This is a genomic window from Acidihalobacter yilgarnensis (genome assembly GCF_001753245.1).
GTDB lineage: Bacteria > Pseudomonadota > Gammaproteobacteria > DSM-5130 > Acidihalobacteraceae > Acidihalobacter > Acidihalobacter yilgarnensis.
Genome location: NZ_CP017415.1, coordinates 1725061 through 1750232, shown reverse-complemented (window position 1 = coordinate 1750232; position 25172 = coordinate 1725061). Strand labels below are relative to the sequence as shown.

General features: G+C 53.6%; 28 protein-coding genes and 8 pseudogenes. 26 read left to right on the top strand and 10 right to left on the bottom strand.

What is annotated here, in order from left to right; genetic code table 11:
* Positions 1 to 37: 37 nt before the first annotated feature.
* The gene (locus tag BI364_RS08335) at positions 38 to 1165 is read right to left on the bottom strand and encodes a YncE family protein (RefSeq protein WP_070078347.1); all 1128 of its coding nucleotides are present in this window, start codon (positions 1163 to 1165) and stop codon (positions 38 to 40) included.
* Positions 1166 to 1546: 381 nt separating this feature from the next.
* A pseudogene (locus BI364_RS18645) lies at positions 1547 to 1808 on the bottom strand (transposase); the annotation flags it as partial.
* 275 nt (positions 1809 to 2083) lie between these two features.
* Here BI364_RS18645 and BI364_RS08325 point away from each other — a divergent pair.
* From BI364_RS08325 to BI364_RS18640, 3 genes and pseudogenes are all read left to right on the top strand, one after another.
* Positions 2084 to 2692, top strand: a complete 609-nt coding sequence (locus BI364_RS08325; protein WP_070078345.1) for an RNA polymerase sigma factor — start codon at positions 2084 to 2086, stop codon at positions 2690 to 2692.
* On the top strand, positions 2685 to 2933 hold the full coding sequence (locus BI364_RS19155) for a zf-HC2 domain-containing protein (protein WP_083251263.1): 249 nt from the start codon (positions 2685 to 2687) through the stop codon (positions 2931 to 2933). Before BI364_RS08325 ends, BI364_RS19155 begins: the two co-directional genes overlap by 8 nt.
* Positions 2934 to 3438: 505 nt before the next feature.
* Positions 3439 to 3785 (top strand): annotated as a pseudogene (locus BI364_RS18640) (IS3 family transposase); the annotation flags it as partial.
* 211 nt (positions 3786 to 3996) lie between these two features.
* Here BI364_RS18640 and BI364_RS17375 read toward each other — a convergent pair.
* Positions 3997 to 4545 (bottom strand): peroxiredoxin family protein, encoded by a 549-nt coding sequence (locus BI364_RS17375; protein ID WP_083251262.1) that lies wholly within the window; start codon positions 4543 to 4545, stop codon positions 3997 to 3999.
* A 390-nt stretch (positions 4546 to 4935) separates the two neighbouring features.
* On the opposite strand from BI364_RS17375, the gene BI364_RS08305 reads away from it, so the two are divergent.
* The 9 genes from BI364_RS08305 to BI364_RS08265 all read left to right on the top strand — a co-directional run bounded on the left by BI364_RS08305 (position 4936) and on the right by BI364_RS08265 (position 11800).
* Positions 4936 to 5385 (top strand): DUF302 domain-containing protein, encoded by a 450-nt coding sequence (locus tag BI364_RS08305; RefSeq protein WP_070078341.1) that lies wholly within the window; start codon positions 4936 to 4938, stop codon positions 5383 to 5385.
* Between the two features lie 85 nt (positions 5386 to 5470).
* Positions 5471 to 6202, top strand: coding sequence for a hypothetical protein (locus BI364_RS08300; protein WP_156782675.1), 732 nt, complete (start codon positions 5471 to 5473; stop codon positions 6200 to 6202).
* Positions 6203 to 6299: 97 nt separating this feature from the next.
* Positions 6300 to 7229, top strand: a complete 930-nt coding sequence (egtD, locus tag BI364_RS08295) for an L-histidine N(alpha)-methyltransferase (protein ID WP_070078339.1) — start codon at positions 6300 to 6302, stop codon at positions 7227 to 7229.
* Positions 7226 to 8494, top strand: a complete 1269-nt coding sequence (gene egtB / locus BI364_RS08290) for an ergothioneine biosynthesis protein EgtB (protein WP_233279602.1) — start codon at positions 7226 to 7228, stop codon at positions 8492 to 8494. The genes egtD and egtB overlap by 4 nt, the downstream gene beginning before the upstream one ends.
* Positions 8495 to 8731: 237 nt before the next feature.
* Positions 8732 to 9334, top strand: a complete 603-nt coding sequence (locus tag BI364_RS08285; protein WP_197495978.1) for a TetR/AcrR family transcriptional regulator — start codon at positions 8732 to 8734, stop codon at positions 9332 to 9334.
* A 69-nt stretch (positions 9335 to 9403) separates the two neighbouring features.
* On the top strand, positions 9404 to 9979 hold the full coding sequence (locus BI364_RS08280; protein WP_070078336.1) for a carboxymuconolactone decarboxylase family protein: 576 nt from the start codon (positions 9404 to 9406) through the stop codon (positions 9977 to 9979).
* Between the two features lie 42 nt (positions 9980 to 10021).
* A complete protein-coding gene (locus BI364_RS08275; protein WP_070078335.1) occupies positions 10022 to 10543 on the top strand; it encodes a peroxiredoxin-like family protein in 522 nt (173 codons plus the stop codon).
* Positions 10540 to 11232: a haloacid dehalogenase type II gene (locus BI364_RS08270; protein ID WP_070078334.1), complete on the top strand. Its 693-nt coding sequence runs from the start codon at positions 10540 to 10542 to the stop codon at positions 11230 to 11232. Before BI364_RS08275 ends, BI364_RS08270 begins: the two co-directional genes overlap by 4 nt.
* 193 nt (positions 11233 to 11425) lie before the next feature.
* On the top strand, positions 11426 to 11800 hold the full coding sequence (locus BI364_RS08265) for a DsrE/DsrF/DrsH-like family protein (RefSeq protein ID WP_070078333.1): 375 nt from the start codon (positions 11426 to 11428) through the stop codon (positions 11798 to 11800).
* A gap of 294 nt (positions 11801 to 12094) precedes the next feature.
* Here BI364_RS08265 and BI364_RS17370 read toward each other — a convergent pair.
* A pseudogene (locus BI364_RS17370) lies at positions 12095 to 12271 on the bottom strand (transposase); the annotation flags it as partial.
* A gap of 98 nt (positions 12272 to 12369) precedes the next feature.
* Between BI364_RS17370 and BI364_RS18635 the strand changes: the two are divergent.
* Positions 12370 to 12549 (top strand): annotated as a pseudogene (locus BI364_RS18635) (IS3 family transposase); the annotation flags it as partial.
* A gap of 102 nt (positions 12550 to 12651) precedes the next feature.
* Here BI364_RS18635 and BI364_RS08260 read toward each other — a convergent pair.
* Complete coding sequence (locus tag BI364_RS08260; RefSeq protein WP_070078332.1) at positions 12652 to 13215, bottom strand: HPP family protein; 564 nt, start codon at positions 13213 to 13215, stop codon at positions 12652 to 12654.
* Positions 13215 to 13832 carry a CBS domain-containing protein gene (locus BI364_RS08255; RefSeq protein ID WP_070078331.1) on the bottom strand — a complete coding sequence of 206 codons (618 nt, stop codon included), beginning with the start codon at positions 13830 to 13832 and terminating at the stop codon, positions 13215 to 13217. Before BI364_RS08255 ends, BI364_RS08260 begins: the two co-directional genes overlap by 1 nt.
* A gap of 198 nt (positions 13833 to 14030) precedes the next feature.
* Between BI364_RS08255 and BI364_RS08250 the strand changes: the two genes are divergently transcribed.
* From BI364_RS08250 to BI364_RS08240, 3 genes are read left to right on the top strand one after another with little or no spacing between them, the layout of a single operon-like run.
* Positions 14031 to 14258: a hypothetical protein gene (locus tag BI364_RS08250; protein ID WP_070078330.1), complete on the top strand. Its 228-nt coding sequence runs from the start codon at positions 14031 to 14033 to the stop codon at positions 14256 to 14258.
* Between the two features lie 4 nt (positions 14259 to 14262).
* A complete protein-coding gene (locus BI364_RS08245) occupies positions 14263 to 14469 on the top strand; it encodes a hypothetical protein (RefSeq protein ID WP_070078329.1) in 207 nt (68 codons plus the stop codon).
* A gap of 30 nt (positions 14470 to 14499) precedes the next feature.
* A complete protein-coding gene (locus BI364_RS08240) occupies positions 14500 to 14847 on the top strand; it encodes a hypothetical protein (RefSeq protein ID WP_070078328.1) in 348 nt (115 codons plus the stop codon).
* Between the two features lie 41 nt (positions 14848 to 14888).
* Here BI364_RS08240 and BI364_RS19150 read toward each other — a convergent pair whose 3' ends face one another.
* Complete coding sequence (locus BI364_RS19150) at positions 14889 to 15050, bottom strand: DUF1971 domain-containing protein (RefSeq protein ID WP_197495976.1); 162 nt, start codon at positions 15048 to 15050, stop codon at positions 14889 to 14891.
* Positions 15051 to 15457: 407 nt separating this feature from the next.
* On the opposite strand from BI364_RS19150, the gene BI364_RS08235 reads away from it, so the two are divergent.
* From BI364_RS08235 to BI364_RS08210, 6 genes and pseudogenes are all read left to right on the top strand, one after another.
* Positions 15458 to 15850 carry a BufA1 family periplasmic bufferin-type metallophore gene (locus BI364_RS08235; RefSeq protein ID WP_070078327.1) on the top strand — a complete coding sequence of 131 codons (393 nt, stop codon included), beginning with the start codon at positions 15458 to 15460 and terminating at the stop codon, positions 15848 to 15850.
* Between the two features lie 152 nt (positions 15851 to 16002).
* Positions 16003 to 16266: pseudogene (locus BI364_RS18925) on the top strand (multinuclear nonheme iron-dependent oxidase); the annotation flags it as partial.
* Complete coding sequence (locus tag BI364_RS18920; RefSeq protein ID WP_267887978.1) at positions 16249 to 16578, top strand: multinuclear nonheme iron-dependent oxidase; 330 nt, start codon at positions 16249 to 16251, stop codon at positions 16576 to 16578. The pseudogene BI364_RS18925 and the gene BI364_RS18920, both read left to right, overlap by 18 nt.
* A 204-nt stretch (positions 16579 to 16782) precedes the next feature.
* The gene (locus BI364_RS08220; protein WP_070078324.1) at positions 16783 to 17247 is read left to right on the top strand and encodes a DoxX family protein; all 465 of its coding nucleotides are present in this window, start codon (positions 16783 to 16785) and stop codon (positions 17245 to 17247) included.
* A 33-nt stretch (positions 17248 to 17280) separates the two neighbouring features.
* Positions 17281 to 18048 (top strand): tetratricopeptide repeat protein, encoded by a 768-nt coding sequence (locus BI364_RS17360; RefSeq protein WP_083251259.1) that lies wholly within the window; start codon positions 17281 to 17283, stop codon positions 18046 to 18048.
* A 25-nt stretch (positions 18049 to 18073) separates the two neighbouring features.
* Positions 18074 to 18583: an RNA polymerase sigma factor gene (locus BI364_RS08210; protein ID WP_070078322.1), complete on the top strand. Its 510-nt coding sequence runs from the start codon at positions 18074 to 18076 to the stop codon at positions 18581 to 18583.
* An 81-nt stretch (positions 18584 to 18664) separates the two neighbouring features.
* On the opposite strand, the pseudogene tnpA reads toward BI364_RS08210, so the two are convergent.
* Both tnpA and BI364_RS08200 read right to left on the bottom strand, forming a co-directional pair.
* A pseudogene (gene tnpA / locus BI364_RS08205) lies at positions 18665 to 19098 on the bottom strand (IS200/IS605 family transposase).
* Between the two features lie 69 nt (positions 19099 to 19167).
* Positions 19168 to 19395, bottom strand: a pseudogene (locus tag BI364_RS08200) (FAD binding domain-containing protein); the annotation flags it as partial.
* 236 nt (positions 19396 to 19631) lie between these two features.
* Here BI364_RS08200 and BI364_RS19145 point away from each other — a divergent pair.
* Positions 19632 to 20105, top strand: a pseudogene (locus tag BI364_RS19145) (IS66 family transposase); the annotation flags it as partial.
* A 128-nt stretch (positions 20106 to 20233) separates the two neighbouring features.
* On the opposite strand, the gene BI364_RS18625 reads toward BI364_RS19145, so the two are convergent.
* Positions 20234 to 21091, bottom strand: a complete 858-nt coding sequence (locus tag BI364_RS18625) for a hypothetical protein (RefSeq protein WP_233279600.1) — start codon at positions 21089 to 21091, stop codon at positions 20234 to 20236.
* 2105 nt (positions 21092 to 23196) lie between these two features.
* Between BI364_RS18625 and BI364_RS08180 the strand changes: the two genes are divergently transcribed.
* The 3 genes from BI364_RS08180 to BI364_RS17880 all read left to right on the top strand — a co-directional run bounded on the left by BI364_RS08180 (position 23197) and on the right by BI364_RS17880 (position 25160).
* On the top strand, positions 23197 to 23784 hold the full coding sequence (locus tag BI364_RS08180; protein WP_070078317.1) for a cupredoxin domain-containing protein: 588 nt from the start codon (positions 23197 to 23199) through the stop codon (positions 23782 to 23784).
* A 177-nt stretch (positions 23785 to 23961) separates the two neighbouring features.
* Entirely contained in the window at positions 23962 to 24327 is a 366-nt protein-coding gene (locus tag BI364_RS08175; RefSeq protein ID WP_083251256.1) for an ArsR/SmtB family transcription factor, read from the top strand.
* Between the two features lie 677 nt (positions 24328 to 25004).
* The gene (locus BI364_RS17880; protein ID WP_156782674.1) at positions 25005 to 25160 is read left to right on the top strand and encodes an HU family DNA-binding protein; all 156 of its coding nucleotides are present in this window, start codon (positions 25005 to 25007) and stop codon (positions 25158 to 25160) included.
* Positions 25161 to 25172: the final 12 nt, after the last annotated feature.

Here is a 25172-nt window from a genome sequence, read left to right as displayed (position 1 = left end):
ATTGCGACTGCATACTTGTCAGCTATGAGTGTTGCGTTCAGTGCGGTTGGGCTTTGCGGCGAGGTATATCGATGGGTAACCAGCGATTGCTGGCTATACCCGGCAACCTCCGAATGAAGTGACCATTCGATAAATTCACGACCACGGCAGTTTTGATGTTCTCCACGGTGACCAACGCTTCTCCCCCGCCGTCAAGAACGGAAATACCACTTAATTTATTGGATCCACCGTTTGACGTGGCTGCCACCTTAATCCTTCCGAGATAGGCGGGTTGGGATGTGGAAAATTTCAGGATGTGTCCTGAAAAACCAGCAGCGTAGAGTCGGTGACGAGCCGGATCGACGGCCAACTGCATGAACCCCGCTGTGGCTTGCGGGATGTGGCGATAGCTAAAGTGCGGATCGACCTCGGGCGTTGGAATGTTCACTATTTTCCCGCTGTGGGTGTACAGCACACTCATGATGCCCGTACGCATATTAGCGGAGAAAATTTTGCCGTCCGCATAAGCAATATCTCCGGAATGAGAAATCGGATAGACATGCACCACTTTGCCGTTTTCCGTCTCGATCTCAATCAACGACCTATTCATGTTGCCGCCAATATAGGCAAATCGGCCGTTGGGGTCGAATGCAATGGCATTGCCGCCAAACTCTCGTTCATAGAGCAATCTGTGGCTGGGTAACGCATAAGCCGCCGTTTTGGTTAAAGACAGAACGAACAGGACCTTGTCATTCGGCGAAACTCGGGCAACCCGACTTCCTTGCGGGGAAACCAGACGGCCTACCTTGAAGAACGTCCGTGCATTGAAAATGAATATTTGTCCGGCCAAACTTGGCACAAACAACTGCTGCGTGGCCTCATCATAGGCGATATAAAAACTGTTGCCGGAAAGCGTATGTGGCTTACCGAAAGCAATCGTGCATGTTTGGTTAGTTCCTACCTTCCAAGCAACCAGCTTCCCCGCTCCCGGGCCTTTTGGTGGAGACGAAAATGCCCCCATCTCCCACTGACCCGCTAGGCCAGTGTTTTTGAAAAGCGTGTGATTTGGATGGCATTTTATCGAAGATGCATTTTCATGTGCTTGCGCATTCGGAATGGTCACTACGAGAAAGGCAAGTGTGACGAATTCGACCACGAATTTCCATGCAATGTTTTTGTTTCTCATAGTGACCTCCAGACACGATATTCTCGAATTTCAGATGCGGAACGGCGATCTATGAACTATCCCTGCCAATCTTTAGGTATAGCGTGAATTTCGTGCTTCATCGCGGTGAAACCATCACTGCTCCACATCTCGAACGACTCCCATCCGGAGCCGAACTCACTGGCCGACCTGGCCTCTAATCACCGCAATAACACCAGACCCTCATTTTCATCACGGCCACAGAGCGCGCCGCAATGAGGGCACCGGTGCAGCCGGTCCCAGAACGATTTCTTTTCGTTCGGCAACTTCCAGCCCGCATGACAGCGCTGCTTTGGCTTGATCTCCCGTAACGTTGCGCTTCCTTTGGCGCCTCCCCGTGCCCAGCCGGTGCGCTCACCTCGTTTTTTGAGACGCTTCTTTCGTGACTTCGTTCTCCAGCAGCTTTTTCAGCCGCGTGTCCTCCGATTTCAACGCCTTGAGGCTCGGGCGCTTGGAATCCGTGACTTCCATGTCACCGGTTCCGTCAGGGGTAGAAACTGGCCTCCGAGAACCCGTGCCGCCAACACAACTCCTTCATCGGTAGGCCCGCGTCCACTTCCTTCAGAAACCCAATGATCTGTTCTTCGCTGTAGCGCTTCTTCACGTCTAGTCTCCTTGACTTCATCAGATTAGACTGTAGATATCACAGCCACTCAATATCGAGGACACGTCGGAAAATCTTATGACATTGACTGCCTGAAGCATTCCCCTCTATCTATACATGACGCCGGATACGCTTGATTCTTACAATCGAAGATGGATGAAATGAAACTTGTCCGGTATGGTTGATGCGCTTTCATAAAGTAAATTATGACAAAAGCTTGAGCTGCGACGCCTCAAGCTACTGCTTGACCACGCGGGCATAGCGAATTCTCCGAGATAAAAACAAGGATTGAGGATATGGTCGGCTCACTGGAAGAAAATTTTCACTGGCTGGAATCCTTGCGCCGGCAAGACAAAAGTGCGTTTACGCAATTGGTAAGGAAATACCATGCGAATGTTCTGCGCCTAGCGCAGTCTATAGTTGGTGTCGATTCGGCCCAAGATGTAGCCCAGGACGTCTGGCTCAGCGTTTACCGGTCCTTGTCCGGGTTTGAAGGACGCGCCAGCCTCAAAACATGGATTTTGCGTATTGCTAGCCATCGCGCCATCGATTATTTGCGTGCCAACAACAAAGAGCTAGACGCGGGCGATTGGAATGAAGACCTTCCAGGACGTTTCGATGAGGATGGGAACTGGCTTAATCCGCCGATGCCGTGGACCGCAGATACACCCGAAGCCTTATTACTCAGCGATGAACTTCAGCGCGTGATCGAAAGTACGATACAGGCACTCCCCCCCCTTCAGGGAGCAGTTTTGCGCTTGCATGAAATCGAGGATCAATCGGTTGATGACATTTGTAAGATTCTGGATATATCAGCGTCTAATTACTACGTCTTGCTTCATCGCGCCAAAACCCGTCTTTGGAATGCCATAGAAGCCTATCAGAGATTCGGCCATCATGATTAAATGCAAGGAAGTCACCCACCACGCTTCCACCTATCTGAATGGGAAGCTGCCGCTGTCAACTCGCTGGTCAATACGTTTCCACCTGCTGATGTGCAAGCACTGCCAGCGTTTCGTCAGGCAGCTTAAATTGACGACTGACATTTTTCGCAAATGCGAACAACTTCCTCTGACACCCACAGAAGAAGAGAATGTGGATGCTATCGTTAAAAAAATACCCCCCTCCAACAAAACCCAGACCTGAGTTCCTAATCTGCATATTTAGCCTGAATAAAGACGATTTAATGGCATTGATCGGCACAGGAGGCGGCACAAAGTAGCCCCTGTCATACCACCCGGCATGCGGGCTCGCACCGGGCGGTTCGAGAAGTTGAGGTCATGTGAGTCAGGGGACGCCAAGGGCGTCGAAGTATTGGACCGCGAGGATACAGCCCTGCCTCGTTATGACCCTACCATGCGCCGATTTCGTCCCGGGATCAAGGTCGCCCACTCATGAGTTACCCCAAGCGTCTGGAGCCGGCTCAGACCGCGTCAAAACACCTGCGTACACATTGCGGCATATTGGTTCATGTGAGCCATCATGTTATGTTGGAACGGTGGTAATAGAAAATACGGGTTTCAGGCCACTCGTATCGCATCGATCAGATTTGATGTTCCCATCAGATTCATCATGCGCTTCAGCTTGTACGCCAGTACGTGCAGGCTTATTTCAGTACTGACATTTTCCAAAATCCGGATCAGGAAATGCGAGGCGTCAAGGCTGGCGGGTCAATCACAAGCGCGTTGAGCGGTTCTATGCGCAGGACAAGCTCCAAGTGCGTCGCCGACGGCGCAAGAATATCCCGGCCGCCGAGCGCCAACCGCTGATCCGCCCCGGCGGGGCGAACGAGGTCTGGTCAATGGACTTCGTTTTCGACCAGATCGCCTCGGGGCGAGCGCTCAAGTGCCTGACCATCGCCGAGATGACGCGACGCACGAGGCGGTTGCGATCATCCCCGAGCACAGCCACCGCAGCATCGGCGGTAATCATCTGGTTCGGCTGCTGGACGAAGTGTGCGCCGTGCGCGACAAATCGGCGATCATCCGCACCGATAATGTGCTAACTGTAGAGTCAAGCACTGAGGTGCAGGCGAAAGCAGCCTAGGCCATGCTGGACGTCCTTGAATGGCTGTATCCGCCGCTATCTAACGATGCCCGTGGTCTTCCACGATCGGAAAAATCCCCTGATCTAACATAGTGAACACGAGGTCCGGTAAGCGCCTCGACCGTGCTTAAAACAGCATGGGGTCCCGTGGAAAGCCCAAACATTATCTACGGGATTCTAAGCGGACTTTACCAAGCAAGTGCGATTCGACTCGTGCGAGCGGAATATGATCGCCGGCATCTCTCCCATAATAGGCCTCTATAATTTGACCGTGTTCATCGATCATAAAATCAGCTGGCAACAGACGCCCGCTACCCTTCAGAAACCCTGCCAGACCAGCCATCCATATGCCTCGAACCCAAGCGGGCATGCGCTTCGCCATAGCAAGAACCTTGCCGGAAAGGGAAACATCAGTCTCGAATAGACTATGGGCATACCCTGTAGGGTCAGCAACCACCCTGAATGGCCTGGGTCTCTGAGCGATGAACCGACGAACATCTGATTCCGAAGAATGGAAAACGGCAACGATTTCGATTCCGCTGCCGGACCAGAACTGACATTCTCGGGTCAATTCGTAAACCCGGTAATTGCAAAAAGGACATGTTGCCTCCCGGAATAGTGAAAATAATAGAAGGGGCTGCCCTTTCAATTCAATCAATTGTCCCTCGATATCTCTGATTTGTTGAAGTGGAGACTGGCCAGGAACATTCATAAAACTACTCCTCGAAATTCAACACAATAGAACGATTATTGATACAGACGCTCTAATTCGCTGATTCTTACGCTTGTTGATCATCTAATTGATTTTTTTCACCCACCAGAAAAGACAGGCCCATGCAAGAGACTCTCATGAGATTTCATGATAAGAAGACAGATAATGTCTAAATGATGTGTTTTGAAAAAAATGAATATTGACCTGCGTCTTTTTGCATCTTTATGAAAGTTTCACAAAAAGAAGCTGTCTGATTCGGAAGTGCATGTAAGAACCCGTGACTTCTCTCGTCAGTACCAGTGAGCGTGTGAACATCATTGCTCCGTAGTCATCATTTATTCATTGAAGAGAGGAATCGCCATGTCTACAATTAAAACAAGCATATATCGAATGGGTCTCCAGCTTGCCGCTGCCGGCTTGCTAACTGCTCTGGCCACCAGCACGGCATTCGCCTCCGGAACAGCCTTCGTCAGTCAGGCTTCACAGCACGGGTTCAATGCGACGGTCTCGGCACTCAAGCGCTCTGTGGCCAGCAATGGACTCATGGTCATGGGCAAGATCAACCAGAAACAAATTCTGAGCATGACCGGACTGCAACTCAAAGGGGCGGAGAGTTTCCTGGTCGGCAATCCCTCCGCGGGTAAAAAGCTGTTCGCCATGGATCCGGCTGTGGGTGCCGTGATTCCTGCACGCATCTATGTCTGGGTTAAGGGCGGGACGACCTACGTCGGCTACTTCGAGCCCTCGCAATTGATGCGCAGCATCAATCCCAAGTTGGCCATGCCGGGCAAGATGATGGACAAGAAATTTGCCGCCATCGCGCGCAACGCCACCCAGTAACATCAACCATCAAACGACGCGCGGCTCTACTGTTAATGAGGCTATCGGGTCTCGCCGAGCCGCGCGCCGCCAAGAGGATACTCCCATGGCAAACTTACAATTAGCGCATCGCGGCGAACTTGTGGCAACCTTGTTCGTACTGGCCGTCGCCTCGATTTCACCCCTGATATTCGTGGCCGCCTCCGGCGGTTACTGGCCCATGCAATTTCTGACAATCTATGCTCTGCTGCCAGCACTTGCGGTCTGGGTCGGTATCGGCATCGCCGCTCCCTTCATGGGTTGGCATCGGCTTTCACGTGCCTTGTTGACCGGGGTCATGGGCGGAATTGCTGGAACAATCGCACTGGAAATCGTGCGTCTCATCGGTTTTCGCATGTTCCACGCCATGCCAGGCTCCATGCCGGAACTCATCGGCGTGCTCATGACCAACCGCTTCATGCATGGCCCAGATCTGTATTCGAACATCCTCGGCTGGGCAGATCACTTTCTCAACGGCGTGGGATTCGTGACCATTTACGTGCTGGTATTCGGCCGCACGCGTTGGTGGTTGGCCATTCCCTATGCGCTGGTCATCGCCACGATCTTCATGATCAGTCCGGCGACGACCTCCACCGGCATCGGATATTTTGGCCTGGATTCTGGGATCGGTTTCATGATCACGGTTTACCTGGCGCACATTGCCTTCGCCGGCGGGTTTGGCAATGTGGTCTCGCGCAGCCCGGTGCTGCCTGAAACGTTCTGGCACTATCATTTGACAGGATCCCAACAGATCGCGGCAGGCGACTTTGCCAAGACCCAATCGAGTCAGGCACATTGATCCCCTTCGGGGAAGACAAAGAGCCAACCCTGACATTACCCTGTCTTTCCGGATTGATCAAACAAGGAATCCTGCATCCTAAAAAAGGGAAAAATAAATGCCTCTTGATGCCTCAATCGAACCCTTGACGATCATCGACGCGCTGAAACGCAGTCCTGCCCGCATTGCTTCAAAATACTTCTATGACAATCACGGCAGCGAGTTGTTCGAGCTGATTACCCGCTTGCCAGAATACTATCCGACTCGCACGGAACTCGAAATCCTGAATCAATTCGGTGAGGATATCGCACTCGCTATCGGACAAGGCTTGACGCTCATCGAACTTGGCGCTGGCAATTGCGAAAAATCTCAAACACTCTGCCGGCTCATCCAGCCCAGCCACTTTGTGGCCATCGACGTGGCTGAGGAATTCGTTCGCGAGGGCGCAAACCGTCTACGATCAGCCTTCCCAGGCTTGATCACCCATACCGTCGCCGCCGATTTGGCGGTACCGATTACGCTTCCGACCGGGGTACCGTATTCCAAACGTGTAGTATTTTACCCCGGCTCTTCCATCGGCAATTTCGATCCGGCTGACAGCCTCGCCTTGTTGGAGCGCAGCCATGCCCTGGCGGGCAAGGACGGCGCTTTGTTGATCGGCGTCGATCTGGTTAAAGATCCAGCAATTCTTGAAGCGGCCTACAATGACGCGGACGGGGTAACAGCCCGATTCAACCAGAACATTCTCAGACATGCGAACTGCTTGATCGGGAGTGATTTTAAACCTAAACATTGGCGGCATGTCGCCTTTTTCAATAATTCGCTATCGCGTATCGAAATGCACCTCGAGGCCAAAACCACGACGGTCGTTCATTGGCCGGGCGGTGAACGGCACTTCGCCAGCGGCGAACGGATTCATACGGAGAACAGTTACAAATACACACCCAAAATATTAGAAGACCGCTTGCGACAGGCCGGCTTCGGGCAGATAGATGTCTGGATGGACGCGCGGCGCTGGTTCGCCATTGTCCTGGCGCGCACCTGTTGAATACTCCACAAGGTTCGGCAAACATGAATATCTCTCAATTGCACGCTTTCTATAAAGTCATTCGCGGCCGCGCGATCGCTTTGATCACGCCCTTATCTCCGGAAGACTGTTGCGCTCAATCCATGATGGAGGCCAGTCCGGCCAAATGGCATTTGGCTCATACCACTTGGTTCTTCGAAACCTTCATTCTAGAACGAGCCGAGGCGCGATTCAGGCCTTACAATTCCGTCTTTCGGGAACTGTTCAATTCCTACTACAACGGCATCGGCAATCAATACCCACGGCCTCATCGTGGATTGCTAACCCGACCGAGTCTGGAAGAAGTGCTCGCTTATCGCGCCACGGTCGACCAGCGTGTTCTGGATCTACTCGACAGAGGCATGCTCAACCCGGACCAGTGCGCTTTGATCACGCTTGGCCTGCATCACGAACAACAGCATCAAGAGCTCTTACTGACGGACATCAAGCACCTGTTGTCGTTCAATCCTTTGGCTCCAAGCTATACCGAAGCGCAATCCGTCGTCGATCGCGAATCGCCCCCGCTGGAGTGGCTGGCATATTCGGCGGGACTGATCGAGATTGGACATAATGGCAAAGGATTCTGTTTCGACAATGAACTGCCACGCCATCTCGTTTATTTACCAGATTATCAATTGGCCTCACGCCTGGTCACCAATGGTGAATATCTCGACTTCATCGAAGATGGCGGCTACGACAACCCCTTGTTCTGGCTGGCCGACGGGTGGGACTGGCGCCAACGGCAAGGCCGCGCTCATCCTCTGTATTGGCGCTGGATGGACGATGCCTGGTTTGAATTTACCCTCAGCGGCTTACGCCCTTTGAGCAGGCATCTCCCAGTGGTGCATGTGTCCTACTACGAGACCGACGCCTACGCCCGGTGGGCCGAAGCACGATTGCCAAGTGAGGCGGAATGGGAGCATGCCGCGCAATTGCTTCCCGTTACAGGGCATTTTGCCGATTCGGAGATCTTTCATCCATCCACACCCCAAGGCGATGGCCTTATGCAGTGCTTTGGCGATACTTGGGAATGGACGCAATCCAATTACTCACCCTATCCGGGCTACCGCATTTGCGCAGGTGCCGTGGGCGAATACAACGGCAAGTTCATGGTCAACCAATATGTGCTCCGCGGCGGATCTTGCGTGACGCCCCCCGATCAGGTGCGGGCCAGTTATCGCAACTTCTTCCCGACTGATGCCTGCTGGCAATTCTCCGGAATACGTTTGGCCAGAGACGCAAACTAAACCGAGGGAACCAAGGCCGATATCGTCTCTGCCTCATCTTTTTGGATGATGACTGCGCGAAGCCGCGGTAGTTCAGGAGGGCTTCCGTCTGCGGATGTAACGCTACAGCCCTCGATTTTGATGTTTTTGTGTGAACAAGCAGCACCCCTTGCAATATAACTATCGTTAGATATATTTGTTTCAAATCCTATTCGAGAGCCCTGCATGCCCCGTCAACGCCGTGTTTCCGATGACGATTTGCTCGAAAAAGCGATCAGTGTATTTTGGCGTAAAGGTTATGCCGAAACATCGATCAGGGACCTTACTGATGCCACTGGTTTGAGTGCACCTAGTCTTTATCACCGATTCAAGGATAAGGATGGATTGTTCGTCCAAGTGTTGCGCCAATATGCTCATCAGGGACTGGATGAGCGTCTAACACGTCTGTCCGCGAAGGAAGACCCGCTCAGCGCAATCCGGGAATTTCTGGGAGAAATGGTTGTAATGACCTTGTCGGATGCGGAGCGGCGGGGCTGCCTGCTCGTCAATACCGTGCTCGATGGAGCGGAGATGTCCAATGAAGCTCGCACCATCGTTCAAGAACGACTGAACGAGGTTGAGCAATTTTTTGCCAAAAGGCTCGAGGCCGCTCTTGAAAAGGGTCAACTCAGGCCGGAGGCAGACATCGACGCTGCCTCAGCCGCCCTGATCGGCACCGTGTTTGCCATACGGGTCATGGGCCGACTCGACACGCCACTGGAGCGATTCCATGCCTTGGTCGAACACGTCATGGTGGGACTTCCAACGCCGACACTGATGGGCAGGACTCAGTCAAGTCAGTCATCTCACTCCTCGGGGTAACGTGCGTAAGAGTGCCCGCCTCTCTTTGAGCTAAGGCGGATCAAGTTATGAATCACCAAGGAGACTCCGATGAACCAGACTGCAAAACTCAAACTCTACCCGCAAACACTGGGAAATCCGGATCCATCTGTGCGACGGGCGCTGGAAAAAGCCAAAAAAGCCAACGGCTTCATCCCGAACATGTACGCCAACATGGCTAACTCTCCGGGTTTGCTGGAGAGCTATCTCGATGCATACGCCCGTTTTCGCCAAGCGTCCGGATTTACGCCCGCTGAACAGGAGACTGTTTTTTTAACAATCAGCTTGGCCAATGGGTGTGATTATTGTACGGCCGCACACAGTTTCATCGCCGAGAAAATGTCGCAGGTACCCGAACCTGTGCTGCAAGCACTACGAGCGCGCAAGCCCATACCCGATGACCGCTTGGCGGCGCTCACGAAATTCACTCAAATCATGGTGGACACCCGTGGTCGACCGACAGAAAGCGAGTTGAATGCATTTCGTGCGACGGGTTTCACGGATCGCCATGCGTTGGAGATCATCCACGCTTTGGCCATCAAAACTCTCAGCAATTATTCAAACCATCTACTTCATACCGAAATCGACGAGATGTTTTTGGCCTACAAGGTCGATTCCGCCGCCTGACAATCTGTCAAACGACCGCAACAATATAAGGAGGAACATGTGATGAAAACGACGAACAAGCTCCATCCAGGAGAAAAATTCGGTCTCTTGGCTTTCAAACGATACGGTGGTGATACCTTTACTTTTGGTGAACCCGGGCAATGGCAGGCGTTGTTTGTTTTCCGCGGCCAACATTGTCCCATTTGCAGATCCTATCTCAAAGAGATCGAAGAACATTTCTCAGATCTACGTGAACTCGGCATCTCGGTCGCTGTTGTGTCCGCAGACTCTGAAGAGCAGACACGCATTACCGCAGAAGCTATCGAATCCAGCTTTCCACTATTGTACGGCATGGATGAGCCCACCATGCAAGCACTGGGACTCTATATCTCAGAACCGCGTTCGTCCGCCGAAACAGATCATAGGTTTCCTGAGCCGGGGCTTTTCATTGTCAATCCGGAAGGTGTACTACATCTGGTTGATATTGCCAACGCTCCATTTATTCGTCCTGACATCAAGCGTTTGGTAGGCGGTTTGAAATTTATCTTCAAGAACGATTACCCCATCCGGGGTACTGTGGCATGAACCGGCGAATTCAAGACATCAAGGCCTGCATCTTCGATGCCTATGGGACGCTTTTTGACTTTAGTTCAGCCGCAGCAGGCTGTACCGGCGTACCCAACGAAAAACGAGATGTATTGACCGTCTTGTGGCGAGACAAGCAACTTCAATACACATGGCTCCGCTCATTGCAGGGGCGCTATGTCGATTTTTGGCAAGTAACCGACGATGCCTTGAATTTTGCCCTCGAAAGTCTGGACTTGTACAGTCCAGAACTGCATTCCGAACTGATGGGTCTTTACCTGAATTTATCGGCATTTCCTGAAGTTTATGATACTTTGCATCAGCTACGCGATCCCGGTTTTATGACCGCCATTTTATCGAATGGCACGCCTCGAATGCTAAATGCGGCCGTCACGAATGCGGGGTTGGCTCCTGTATTGGATTTTGTGCTGTCTGCCGATGACGTCAAAGTGTACAAGACCCATCCCCGCGTATACGAATACGCTCTCGAGCAGCTTGATTTGCGTCCTGAGCAGGTTTCTTTTCAATCGTCGAATGCGTGGGATGCCTATGCCGCCTCCGATTTCGGGATGCAAGTGGTGTGGTGCAACCGCTATGAGCAGAAACCTGAGCGCTTGCCAGGCTCACCTGAGCAAATCATCCTGTCATTGGATCAGCTGGTAGAGATCCTGGCTCCAGCAAGAAACTGACGCAGCCGCCGCGGTTTTTCCGTCTTCGTCTTTGTGCGCCCTTGTAAGAATGGCGAAATGGATCCGTCAATCACGTAACGATGGAAGTTTCAAAGCAAGGCAGTAGCCCCACCACTGCACCTCTTCTGCCCACCGATTCATGCCTTGCGGGCACAACAGAGTAAGCGGTGCTTCACATTCAAGGAGAACGATAATGTCTGAACAAGCCCCTGATCTTGTTATCATCCTCATCACCGGCAAGGAAAACCCCAAACGCCTGCCCTCGGCATTTTTCCTCGCCTCCACCGCAGCCGCGATGGAGCAGGATGTGGTGATGTATTTCACCGGCCCCGCCACCGAGCTGCTCAAGGCCGGCGAAGCCGAGAAGATATTCCCTCTGGAAGGCGGCAAAAGTGTGCAACAATTCATGGAACTGGCTCTGGAAAACGGCGTGCGCATGATCGGCTGCCAGCAATCGCTAGATCTCAATGGCATGAGCAAAGACGACTTGGGTATGGAATTGCCTTTGCTCAATCCTAGCAATGCGCTACCGACTCTGAGCGCGGCGGGCAAGGTGCTCACCTGGTAACGCAATGGGTGGGGACGGAGCTATTTCACTCCTTGGAAATAGAGATCATCGATTGGCCTAGAAAACGTCCCTCCCCTATCCGCGCATTGAATTTATACTAAATCCGACTGGTCCCTGGATGTTTTCGCGGATGGTAGTAACAGTTTTAGGGCGGCGCTGAATAAGTCGTCACAATCAATCAACCTTCAAGGTTGATTGATTGTGCCCCTGATCAGACGTCTAGATCCCGGTTTTCTGCTCTCGGTTTTCACCCTTCTCGCACCTTGAGGCGCGTTGTGGGCCCCCAACGAGTTATCAGGTGGATACTCGGGGCCGTGATCGGTGCAGGTTAGCTAACCCGAGGACCACGAAGCTGCGGTTGGCATTTTTGTCCAAACCCCGGTAGCGTACATTGCTGAACCCCCACAGTCGCTTCACCACCGCGAAGACGTTTTCGACCCGGGCGCGGATCGGCGATTTGTTACGGTCACGCGAACGTTCGCACCTCGTCAACAAGGAAGCCCTTGAGGGAACATGGTAAGGCCCTCTTCGCGCCGGGAGAGGGTCCAGATGGTATGACGTAACCGGGTATCAGCATCGACCAAGTCTGCCGGGCGTTTGGGATTAGTCAGACGTGCTATTGGTATCAGGCGAAGCTGTCGGAAAAGAACGGCCGGATCACCGATTGGCTTATTCGCTTGACACACAATCAGCACAACTGGGGTTTTGGGCTGTATTTTCTACACTCACGCAACGTCAAAGACTTTAGTTAGAATCACAAGCGCGTGTACCGCATCTACCGGGCACTGGAACTGAATGATCTGGACACACTTGATGGTGAGTTCGATGCCTCGTCAACTGATAGCTCACCCTCACCAGTAATATTCTGGATAGATTCTTTTAGAAGCCATATTGTTAACTACCAACCCGATCAGCAAAAGAATCAGCGGCGCAAGTAATGCCGGGAAGAGTACAAAAAGATAACCCATGGCATGAATTTTGGGCGAACCGATGACAGCTACTAATGCCGTAGCTCCGCCGGGTGGATGCAGCGTACGGGTAAGGTGCATGACGGTAATAGCCAACCCAACTGCCAAGGCAGCAGCCAAGATGGGCCAGCGGCTAAAGGCGAGACAGCACGAAACACCCATCAGCGCGGATAACAGATTACCTCCGATCAGATTACGCGGCTGCGCGAGCGGGCTGCGAGGCGTCGCGAAAACCAGTACCGAAGATGCGCCGAGTGAGCCTATCACCAGAATTCGGTCCGTTCCGTCAAACCACATACTACACAAAACCACCGCCCCGATGCCCAAGACGGAGCCAATAAAAGACCAGAAGAGTTCGCTGGCATTGACGCGTGGAGGTGTCTGGTGACCGCGCCCCCGCCACTTGGCCCAGTAGCGCTGACGCTGTGGTGGTTCAGAGCTGGCCATCACAGAACTTCCTGGAGGTGAAATCGCTGCAGGAAATCTCTACGCAAGACAACTCCTAGGAGACACTGGTTCGCGTCGACAACGGCCAATCGCTGTTCGTCTCGTTCGTGAAAGCCCTTTGCAACCGCCAGCAAATCATCTTCCAACTGCAATATCGGTGGAGGGACTGTCATGACAGCAGCGACTTGGGTGCGCTCGCAATAGTGCAGGAATTGCTCGTCATGCGTCCGGAGTTCAAAGACCATGGCAAAAAAAGTGTCGGCGCCGTAGGGCCTAAGAAAATTAGATTCACTGATGGTCCCAATGACACGCGCAGTGTCATCCACAACTGGAAGAGTGTGTGCGTGTTGCTTCGCCATCTGTTCTGCGGCCGCGGTCAGACTCAGTTCCGGGCTTAGTGCAGATAGATCTTTCTTTAACAGGGCGCGCGCGGATAGATTGGTAAATAGTCGATCGAAAACGTGCGCGTGAGCTAACTGGTAGATTTCACGAAAGTCGTCGGGTGTGATATCAAGATATCCGGATATCTCCCGCATGGCGGCGAGAATGTCCGCATCCGGTAGTGAAAGGGTAGTTGACGAACGTGATAGGGTTAAGGTCGTGTCTTTTTCATGCATGGGGTCAATGACGCGATGTGGGTTGAACGGATAAAATACATTTTTAAGTGACCTTAACTCAATAGGAATCTATGCCACGGCGACGGCTGCGCTATGGTATACGCGACAGGCATCGACGGTACGGGGGAACCCTCGCCGCCAGCGCATGGTCCTAATCAATAGAAGGATGGCACACACACGTAAGCACGGAGGTCCAAGATGAACGTGACCCGGCTGGACGATGGCCACTTTTCCATCGAAATCGACATCCCTTCCGCTGAAAAACTCTATCAGGCCATTAACAAGCACGCAGTGGACCTGACCAATGGCGCGCTCGAATTCGCCAGCCTGCTACAGGAGGCCTATTACGATGCCTCCCATACCTTCCGGCAGCCGCCGCATGCCTTCGACGAGCATCACCCGCGGCACCCGGTTTCGGAGGACTAAGATTATGCGCATTGTAAAACAGGACAAGAAATCCGTTACCGTTACGCTCAATGCATCCAAGGCACAGGACCTGCTTGACGGCTTATTGGCGCACCCAGAGCTGGGGGATTTGGCAACCGACTTGAGTGCCAAATTGCAGGCAGCCGGCGCGGAACCACAACCTTCGGACGCCCCTATCCGCTACGAACACGCCCCACCGCTACAGCACTAAAAACGACATAACGGCAAGGAGCGCCAGTATATGGAAGTACGCCATTTACTCGACCGCTGGTCGCAGGAAAGCCGCCAGCGTGATCGGCTACGTACGATTCAATTGCGTCTCGACGCCGTCACAGTAGCGCAGTTACGCGCGCTGGAAGACATGTACCCAGGACACTCGCTTGGGCATATTGCAAACGATCTGTTGCGGGCGGCGCTCGCAGAACTAGAAGCCACGCTCCCCTACGAGCCTGGCCCACGCATCCTGCGCGAGGACGAATTTGGCGACCCGGTGTACGAGGATATCGGACCCACGCCGCGTTTTCTCGCGCTGACTCAGCAGTACCTGAAGACGCTAGACCAACAGGAAGAAGCCGATCCACCCGCGTAAAGCGGCGCGAGCCCTCAATATCCAGGCTGAGTGCTCTGGACTCAGCACCCAGCTTCCCCCGCCGCTGTCTCCAGGCAGTAACACAACCGTCCCTCTAGAAGAACCAGACGCCCCCAGACCCCTGCTTTGATGCGGTGATCATGGAGTAAACCGGCCGGAGCATTATCGGCGATGTATTCCGGCGTGCGATGATATTCCTCCAATGGCCAGGGCGTTTGGGCGAAAAAGCATCCATATGGTCTTCGCCGATATCCAGATATTGACGTTTACCCTGCACATGACGTCACTCCTTGGTATCGCTCAGTGCGGGCTTCTTCTGGATGATGACGTGCCCGCTCTGAGAGACAGCGTTGCCTTAGTAATGGCCCACTATCGGTGAGCATAGCTCATCACCAAGTCGGTGCGCACGCGTATCTTGCTCGCTGTGGTCAAACACACTCAAATCCGGATACCCATTTTTTTTGAGGAATTGTGAATCCTTTTGCCGGCTTCGTGCCTCTATGAAGGTAAGTCACTGCATTTGTGACTTTGCTTGAAAACGACCTTGGCTTCACAGATTGTCAGTGTATGTCGAAATTGTCCGTTATCCATCTTTCATTGAGAGGTTTATATGAGATCGCACCATAAAATATTGAAACTGGCCCTTGCTAGTGTTGTCGCATCAGCGACGCTGGCTGCGGTTACTCCGGCCAACGCGGCCGATGGACCCCAGATGGTCAAGTGCTTCGGGGTCAACGCCGCTCACCGCAACGACTGTAAGACCGCTACCGGTTCCTGCGCCGGCAGCGATCCTAAGGCGCGCGATCCGAACGCCTTCATCCTGGTGCCGCAAGGCGTATGCGGGATGATCGCGGGAGGTACAACGCATCCTAGCGAAGTTGCCCTCAAGCGCGAGCAGATGTTCCATCACAAGCTGATGGAGATGTCGCCGGAGAAACGCGAGATGGTCAAGAAAATGCTCGAAATGAAGCGCGAAAAGCTGCATGGTGAGAGTGGTTCTTGATTGCCCATGAACGCGCCTGACCGCCAAGGCGGCGTCGCTCCGGTCCCGGTGCATGCCGGGATCGGGTTGCACGCCGAATCCGAACGGGAAATCCTGCTCGGCAGCACTGCAGCCGCCTGGCTCGAGGCCCATAGCGAAAACTATTTCGGTCCGGGGGGCGGCCTTTGCGCAATCTGCGCATGCTGGCCGAGCGCTATCCGTTGAGTCTGCATGGCGTCAGCATGGGGCTCGGCAATACGGATCCCGTGGACGATGGGCATCTGCGCCGGTTGCGTCGGCTGGCCGATCAGGTACAACCGGCGCTGATATCCGAACACCTGTGCTGGAATGCGCATGGCGGCAGCCATTTCAACGGCTTGCTGTCGCTGCCCTATACCGAGGAAGCGGTTGCGCATGTCGTGGAGCGTATCGGTCGGGTGCAGGAAATCCACCTGGCAGGACATACGCGACGTGAATTCGAGGACATGACAGTGCTACGTATCGAGACACACGATCAGCCCGTCTGCGCCGAGATCCGGACATTCTATAGAGACATCCTGGTGCTGGTCGGCGCGCGCCCTATCCTGATCGAATGCGATGCTGACTTGCCGCCGCTTGCGGTGCTTGATGACCCGGAATGCGTCGCTCCTCTCGGGATATCCGACGACCGTCTCTCTGCCCTTCGCCGCATCGCGATCTACCGAAACTCCGTACTGCGCAGATTACGGCGATGGGCGTGCACGATATGACTGAGCTGGCGGACCCGGCCGAGTCTCGGCTGGCACTCATACTAGCCGCTCGGCCGCTGCGCCCGCGATATGTGGTGGCCAATATCTCGTCATCTGCGCCTGGTCCAGAGCGCCACCCCAAACACTTTAATTTCAATTTCGCACAAAGCTTATCGTGGATACTTGCGCTCGACATTTTATGCGTATCCCAAACAGGAGAAAGGCATGATCCTCAATAATTTCGCTAATTTTTATGCGCGTATTTCCGAGATCTTGGACAAGATATCCCCGCTAGCAGATCTACTGCTCAGACTGTGGGTCGCCGAGGTGTTCTGGCGGGCTGGCATGGTCAAGATCCAAAGCATGTATTCGACCGTGTATCTGTTCGAGTACATGTATCACGTGCCTCTGCTGCCGCCGATATTTGCAGCCTATCTCGCCACCGGCATCGAGCTGGCGTTTCCCGTGCTGCTGGTCCTCGGCCTTGGTACGCGGTTTGCTGCCGGCTTCCTGTTTGTCTACAACATCATCGCTGTGGTGTCCTACCCAGCGCTGTGGCCGACGGGTTTCACCGATCACAAGGTGTGGGGGCTGATGTTGCTGACAACACTATTACATGGCCCGGGAACCTTATCTTTCGATGCTGCTATCCGATTGTGGTGGCGTAAAACTCACATAAAGAACACATGACCCCAATATTTTATTCTATCTGGGACTCGAGAGATGCTACCAACCATCGCATTGACATCCGCATACGCCATTACCAACGGCCACGAAGAAAGACAGGCTCCAACACGATTTAAATCCATTATCACATGGGAGGGACCCAACAAAAAAGTGAGTAGAGGAGTGATAGCCAATACTCAATATAAGCGTGGCGTCAGGTTCGATCCAACGCAAACAAACATCGGCTATAAAAACCAAAAGTTATGGAAACAAGCGAATTATTGGTATCTAAAGTCAGCAGAAAATGGGAACGCAAAAGCACAGTGCCGATTGGCCAGGGATTATGCGAAAGGCCTTGGGTTCCAGGCCAACGCGGCAAAAGCCATCTACTGGTATCGTAGGTCAGCAGATCAGGGCAACCCAATCGCAGAAGTCAATATGGCAATTGCATATGCCAATGGCATTGATGTGCATTCCGATACAAGTAGAGTTATTTATTGGTTTAGAAAATCTGCGCTACAAGGTAATAGCATGGCTGAAAACAATCTTGGTATTGCATACGAGGTCGGTCGAGGTGCTCATAAAAATTATCGCAAGGCGATACATTGGTTCTCATTGGCTGCATCGAAAAATAATGCGCGTGCTCAATATAATCTGGGAAGCATTTATTTTCGAGGACTGGGCGTTCCCAAGAATATGCCTCGCGCTATCTATTGGCTCCAAGAATCCGCCGAACAAGGAGACTATGCGGCGAAAACAATATTAAATTACGCAAAAGGCGTTATGAAAGACAAATCGTCCAGTGTTTACCATAATAAGCAATAAACCAATACATGAGGAGAAATTGAGCATGCGACATGATTCTTTCCTTCTTGAGTCGGCAATAATGGGCGATCAGAAAGCTGTTGAGAAATTGCTGATTTCCTGTCGCCCTGATTTACAAAGGATCGCGAAATCACAATGCGCAAGCGGCGTGGATCCGGACGATGCGGTACAGGAGTCCATGATGCAAATTTACAGCAGGCTAGGTGCACTGCGGACGCTAACCTCGTTTCCCGCATGGGTTTTCGCGATTGTGCGAAGGGAGTGCTCCCGGTTATTACGATCTATGCGTGGTCTTACGGTTTTGCCAGACCCGGATAATATTGCTTTTATTTACATTGAGAACCCAGGCTTACAGTATGATTTGATCTCAGCCATTCAATCTCTCCCCGGAAAATATCGGGTAGTAATAATTTTGCGAGACTTCGAAGAATACTCGATTTCTGAGATTGCAGATAAGCTATTTCTCACACGGGAAGCTGTTAAAAGCCGCATCCATCGCGGACGTCAAATGATTCAAGAATATTTTGATGATTAAACTCAACAACCACCGGCTAAAGCCGGTGGGTTGGTATGGCGGACTAAAAGTCCGGATACGCGTCGCCTGAACGACGCGTCCTTACTCGGGCTCCATCTTGAAATCATCGTTCGGCCTCGGCTTAAAATGATGCTCCAGGTACTGCTTGATCATCTCTTCCGTCATCTGTCCCACCGTCACACAAAAGTAGCCTCGGGCCCCAAAAATGTCTTCCCCAGTACCGCTTCTTCACATGCGGAAATTCCTCGAAGAGTTTGCTTGACGTCCGTCCCTTGATCCGTCACATGATCTCGCTCGCCGCCATGTTGGGCGGACAACTCACCAAAATGTGGATGTGATCCTTGCTCACTACTCCTTTCACAATCCTGATCTCAAACGCCTCACAAAGTCTCTCGGACTAAACTCCGCACACGCTCCGCGATGTCACCCACCAGCACCTTGTAGCGGTACTTCGTCACCCACACAAAGTGATACTCGATTTCGTACACTGTATGACTACCGTATCTGTATTCCATGGCTACCCCTCCTCGGTTGCAGCCATTGTCATAGCTAAAGCTGACCGGTTAAAACCGGTGGTTTAAACCTTACGGTGGAAAATTAATGACGAACTGCGCGTTCAGCACCAGCATCAATCCTAGATGGTCGTTTCCAGGGTCACCATGAGCGATATCGCCGCCGATGGTGCCTTTATTACGCACCTGCGGATCGGCAATCAATTTGGCCAACTCAATGAGCATCGGGCAGTGCAGACGCAGGATATCCGAAGCGATGAGCTCGTCCTCAGTGGTCATAGCTCCAATATAGATGCTCTCGCCATCAAGCCGATGCCCTTGAGATCGCTCAGCCCGTTGATATTGATCAGGTGAGTGGGATAGGGAAGTGCAGTTTCATCATAGGCAGGAGACTATGTCTGCCGGCGAAGATTTTGGCATCTTCGTGCTCGGACAGCAGCTTGGTGGAGTCATCTGCACTCGAAGGCACGTGATCGCCTGGCAGCGAGCGGAGTGTCTTAACCGCAACGTCATTCAGGGTTAGAACACAAGCATCCTTGTCAAGCCAGGATCGAATTGCTGTAGTTTGTGCTGTATCGTTTCCAACGCACGCTCCCTCTCTGTATAGCCGCCTCGATTTTCGATCCAATCAGTTTTTTGCAAAATACCTATCAAACATACAAATTACACCCAAATATAACGTCCACGATACTATCGTTAAGCGAAACATAATCATCTGTGCTAAAGGTGTCCTGCCGCTACCGCAAACTCTATGCTATTCATCGCGTCGATCTCTGCGGGCCACCAGCCTGACTCACGCCCAATGTTGCGCGCATACACGACGCAGCTTCTTCGAGATCCACGCGGCGGCGCCTGAGGGCAGCGGCGAGGCGCTGGCGCAGATCGGCGCGCTGTACGCGGTCGAGGAGCATATCCGCGAAGGCAAGCTGACCGGCGAGAACACGCACCTGCACCGGCTGACCCACAGTAAGCCTCAGGTGGAACTGTTCTTCGATTGGATCGAGCGCCAGTTCCGGAACAAGGGTCTGTTGCCCACTAACCCATTCACCAAGGCGCGAGCCGATGCAAAGTATCGTACAGCTCTCCAAGTTTGTTATGTCCCAAGAGTAGTTGTACTGGTTCACGGCAAGGCCCGGGCTCATCTGAGCAAGCGTCTCACCAGCACACCCAGCGGTATACTTTCCATGTCGGCCGACAACATGCGCAGCCAGAACTGTGATTCGGGGAACACGAGCGGCGCCGCGCCGCGCTTGACCAGTGGCGCGCGAGCCCGCGCCATCGCCCGGAACAATTCTTTACGCTGCGTGCGGATCCCTCTATAGCCCGGCCGGCGCATTTCGTGATTGATCAGCGCCTGCGCCTGACGCGGATCTTGATGCCGCGCCAAGGCCACGGCGTGCTTGAGTAGCAAGCGATACGCGTCGGTCGGCAGTCGCCAACTCCAGCGCTCTACGCTACCAGGTCGTGGGTAGCGGACCAACTCCAGCCCCATGATGTGAATGCGATGGTGTTTGTCCTGCGCGGCGTACAGCTTCTCCAGCGTCGTCACCGGACCTTCACCCTCCCGACTGACCAACAACAGCCACCAGAGACGGCCATCCTCGACGCGCCCCACAAAACCCATATGCAATCGGGCACGGGCAAGCTTGTGTCGGCGTCGCTGCCGCGCCTCGGATGCCGACTCGAGCACCCCGTAACGCTCGGCGAACTTGGTGACCAGTGCTTCCGCGCGTTCGAGTGGCACGAGGCCTGAGGTATGCCGATCATGTCCGCGTGAGACTGCGTTGATGATGGCACGGGAAGCGTGCAGCGTATCCCTGATGAGGTATGAGTGTGCGTCCATACCTAGTAGTAGGGGGACGACAAAATTAGAGCGCTTCTCCCCTCGCGCGCGCGAGGGCACGGATTCGCGCCTGATTCCATAGGCTGCGCAGGCGATGCCTCGCGCGCGCGAGGGCACCTCTATGGCAATAGCCGACGGTCTCTCTGGATCCATGCGGCCGCGTCTGCGCGCTAGGGGGATGCGCTTGGTCGAGACCGCTGATTTTTCGCGTGTGCGGCGAAGCCGCAGCCGCGCAATGATCCGGACACGAAAGTGGCCGCTCCATAAAGAGAGATTCCTAAACTGGGCGAGATGACCATCGCCCTAATGTATTGATCCACCTAGGATAAGTGAGAAAAGATGAAGGAGACACAGACGCGAAAGCGTCATCAACGTGGGCCTGTTGGCCCGCTCCCTGCCAGTTCAGTGAGGGGGCTGCCAACCCCCTCGTAATCTCTTGGAAGGTAGGGCGCCACCCTACCGGAACTGCTGTAGCCGCGTGCTCGTAATGGAGCTGGCGCGGCTGCGATGAGCGCGGCGGGTGAAACTCCCGACTCGACTCAATCCGACTATCCGGAGCAATCAGGTAGATTGGGCGACACGGACACGGGCCCGCGGAGGAAATGCCGCGACGTTCCGGTTTGACGCGAAAATCTGGTACTCAATCCAGATCCCCGGGACGAGCGCAAGCGCGTGACGGGTGCTGCAGACGTAGGCTTAGCTACAGGGTAATCTGTAGATCGTACGATGGCCGCGAGGCCGACGGCATGGACCGTTCAGGGTACGGGGCACCTGGGGAAGCCCGGGGCCGATGCATAGCTCAAGCGTCTAACGGCGTCCTCGATGAGGGATGCTGTGCAGAGCATATAGACAGCCGTTGGCCCGCAGCGTAGCGGGTTAATCGGTAGCTGGGATTGATGAGTCTGGTAGGTCACCGGCTATGGAATCTCGCGGGACTGACACCGGGCAACCGGGTGAGCGTATGCGATGACTCGATCATGACAGCGGCGGCGATATATTGCGTAGTAGCGTCTAACTAACGTGGGAAGCACCTGGGCCAATGAGCGGTAGGCAACCGCTGGGTTTGGCGTCGCAAGGCGCTGTACAGGTGTGGGAGATCGGGCAAGTAGCGGTGCGGCGCATGTGCGCCGGCCTGACCTGCAGAGCTGAACCGATACGAAGGGTTCTGCAGGCGAAAGCCCGAAGCAGTGATAAGAGACTAAAGCCCCTGGCAGGGCACGAGGTGGCTAACGGGACAGGGTGGTACCTGGACCGCTTTCCATCGACCGTCATCAAACCTTGGCGTGGCAGCCATGGCGACGGCACGAGGCGCGTGGATCATTAGGATTCGCGAGTGTGACTTTTGTGGACAAAACGTCGGATAAAGGAATCCGGCGCATTCGGCCCCGCCCCCTCATTGGGGGGCGGCGGCCATCTATACCCGGCCGCTGCCGATGGCTGCAGCAAACCGGCATCCGCCCCTGCACCTTGAGCGTAAGCGCCAGAGTATCAGCCCTCTTGCGTCATCGGCTTCTCCGGGGCAGGCAAAACCTCGTGGGTTTCCCAGACAGCTTTCCACACGACCGACCGACTTGCGTATTACGACATTGCGGACGTCTCTGGCCCGGCATTGGCAAGCGCGGTCGCTCGCGAACTTGCGGCCCGGATGTTCGGATCTCGTGGCGGAAAGCTGGGAGAAATCCTGCTACCCGGAGCCAGCGGAACGGAGATCCTCGCCGCGATCGGCCGCCATCTCGCCGAGGACGGCTACCGTCATGCTCGACAACGCTACCGGGTTTCCGCTGCCGATCAAGCGCCCCTCATTGGGGCATCGCCGCGACTACGCTTCCTACTCCTTGCGCAACCGAACGCGTCGGTCGCCCACCTAGAAGCTACCCTGGGCATTTCTACAGAACCCCTTCTCGGATGGTCGAACGAAACCGCTGCTGCGGAAGGTGCATCGCTCGGTTGTCGCGGGGACTATGCAGATCACGAGCGCGTGCTGAAGCTGACCTCCGGTTCATCGAAAGCTGAGGATATACCACCTGCTTCAGCATAACCCTGTACTGCTGAGAGGAGCAACGAGCGGTCCGCTCCGAAGGCCTAGTCAAGCAAAGATCGCGTTACGACCTTCGAAATAACCAGTACATCACTACGCTGATTTTCAACAATCAATTCAAGCATCAATATGATTGATGCTTGAATTGATTGGAGTGATGATCAATACTTCACCCGACTTTCACCAAAAATGAAATCATAAGTACAACGAGGTAAAAGCTATGTCGGACCGAGGCCAGGTCGATGTGTACTCAATACTCTTCGGTGCGTTGGGAGTCGGGGTTATCTGGATCGGGTTGGGTGGGCCGCTAGCGCAGGCCAATACGGATAGCACCTTCCAATCTGAAAGTTGGTCGCAAGTCCAGCGCATGATGAAGGACGATACTGGCGAGGTTGGCTCGCATAACCAAATCCAATATAGCGGTGATCAGCCCATCGTCGTTGTCGAGCAGGTATTGCCGGGCTTCTCCTATCCCAGCTTCGAGGTCGATGGCCTGAAAAATCCGACCCTGACATTCACGAAAGGCGCCCGAATTACGTTCTATGTCATCAATACCAGCCAGGTCGCCCCGCACACCTTTGCCGTAACGCAAGCCCCGCCCCCTTATGCCATCGTGCCAACCGACCACCGAGTTGAGCATCCTCTGATTGATACCGGGAAGATGCCTATTTTATCAAACCCGGATATGTTCAGTTACACCCGCCTTGAATGGACTGCGCCTGTTGGCAAATTTTACTACTTATGTCTATTCCCAACACATGCCGCCTTCGGCATGTGGGGAAGAATTGTCGTACCGCCCATCACGTAGAAATGCCACGGTTATGTGACACTCACTAATCTGCGAATTGTGAACCGAAATTGTTGGCGGTTTATTAGTTCCCCCCTGTTTAGCCCATAGGGATATCGCACGATGGGAAAGACTGACTGACGCAGCCAGATTATGAATCCCAATTCAATCCAGTAGACATGGTTCAAAGGAGATACGATGGGGCAATCTACTTCTGCGTTGCAGCAGACTGATGATATCCCGCATTTGGCTGTGCAGGCACTTAATAAGCGCCCAGCCAATCTAACATTGGTCGCCAAAATCTTGAAGGCAATGGCCCACCCGTTACGTTTAAAGATCATCTGCACACTTGGTGATCAGGAATTCAACGTCAAAGAGTTGATGGTGCGTGTCGGTACGACTCAATCCAACCTCTCACAACATCTCGGCCTACTCAGACGCAGCAATCTGGTTTGCGTACGCCGCCTTGGCTATCACAGTCTCTATCGGTTAAACCATGGGCAGACCATGGAAGTTATCCATTGCGTGCACCTAGCGTTCTGTCAGAAGCTTCGCCGCCGGTAACCATCCTTTATTTTCGGAGGACCAACTCTCTATCGGGTTGGTCTGAGGGGAGTCTCCCTCCCCTGTGAGCTTTTCATATGGTATTTGGCTGGCACATGGAGAGGTTCATCTGTGGCTGAAAGCTGCAATGTGCAATCGTATGATGTGATCGGCTGGTTTTCAGTATTATGGCTGAACTCGACCAAGAACCACCGTTCGGAGCTAACGCTCCGTTGCCGTCTCTCACCCCGCTTGTTTTCTCGATAGCAACCGTTGCAGATGACAGCCGGGACACAGCCTCCTGAAAGACCGTATGCGCCCGATGATGAGTAGGAGACCTGGTATCGTTCTTGGGACTATACCCGACCTCGCAGTCTGTCTGACTAAGCATTAAATTCACCAATAACGTGGCCGAGCCGAGCCGAGCCGAACTGGTCAAGCGCCCATTCGAGGAATGTCTTTATATGGTGATTGGGTTGGAACGTGGGGAGATTCAGTGATGAATGACAGCTACGATATACAGTGGTCCGAGTAGACCGACAACACGCCGCCGACGGCTGCGGTCCCTGGTCGAGGTCGAGAGCCGGCTATACTGCCTCAGACCATGGATGAGATGAGCGCGGCCGGCGCTTCGGCGCGAGTAGAGGGTATGGTATTGACCAAAGCGCTTGTCAGAATGTTCCCTGGACATTGCCCGAATGTCTGGAGCAGGAAAAATTGAGACCAAGCTGCCTAGCTTCGGCGATTTTACCACCATCAGAAACAAGCGCGAACGACTCGGCGGCAATCTCAAGACGGACGGAGAGATAACGATCACCGCCCGGCGGGTGGTGACGTTACGAGCGGAGCAGTAGCTCAGGACTCGG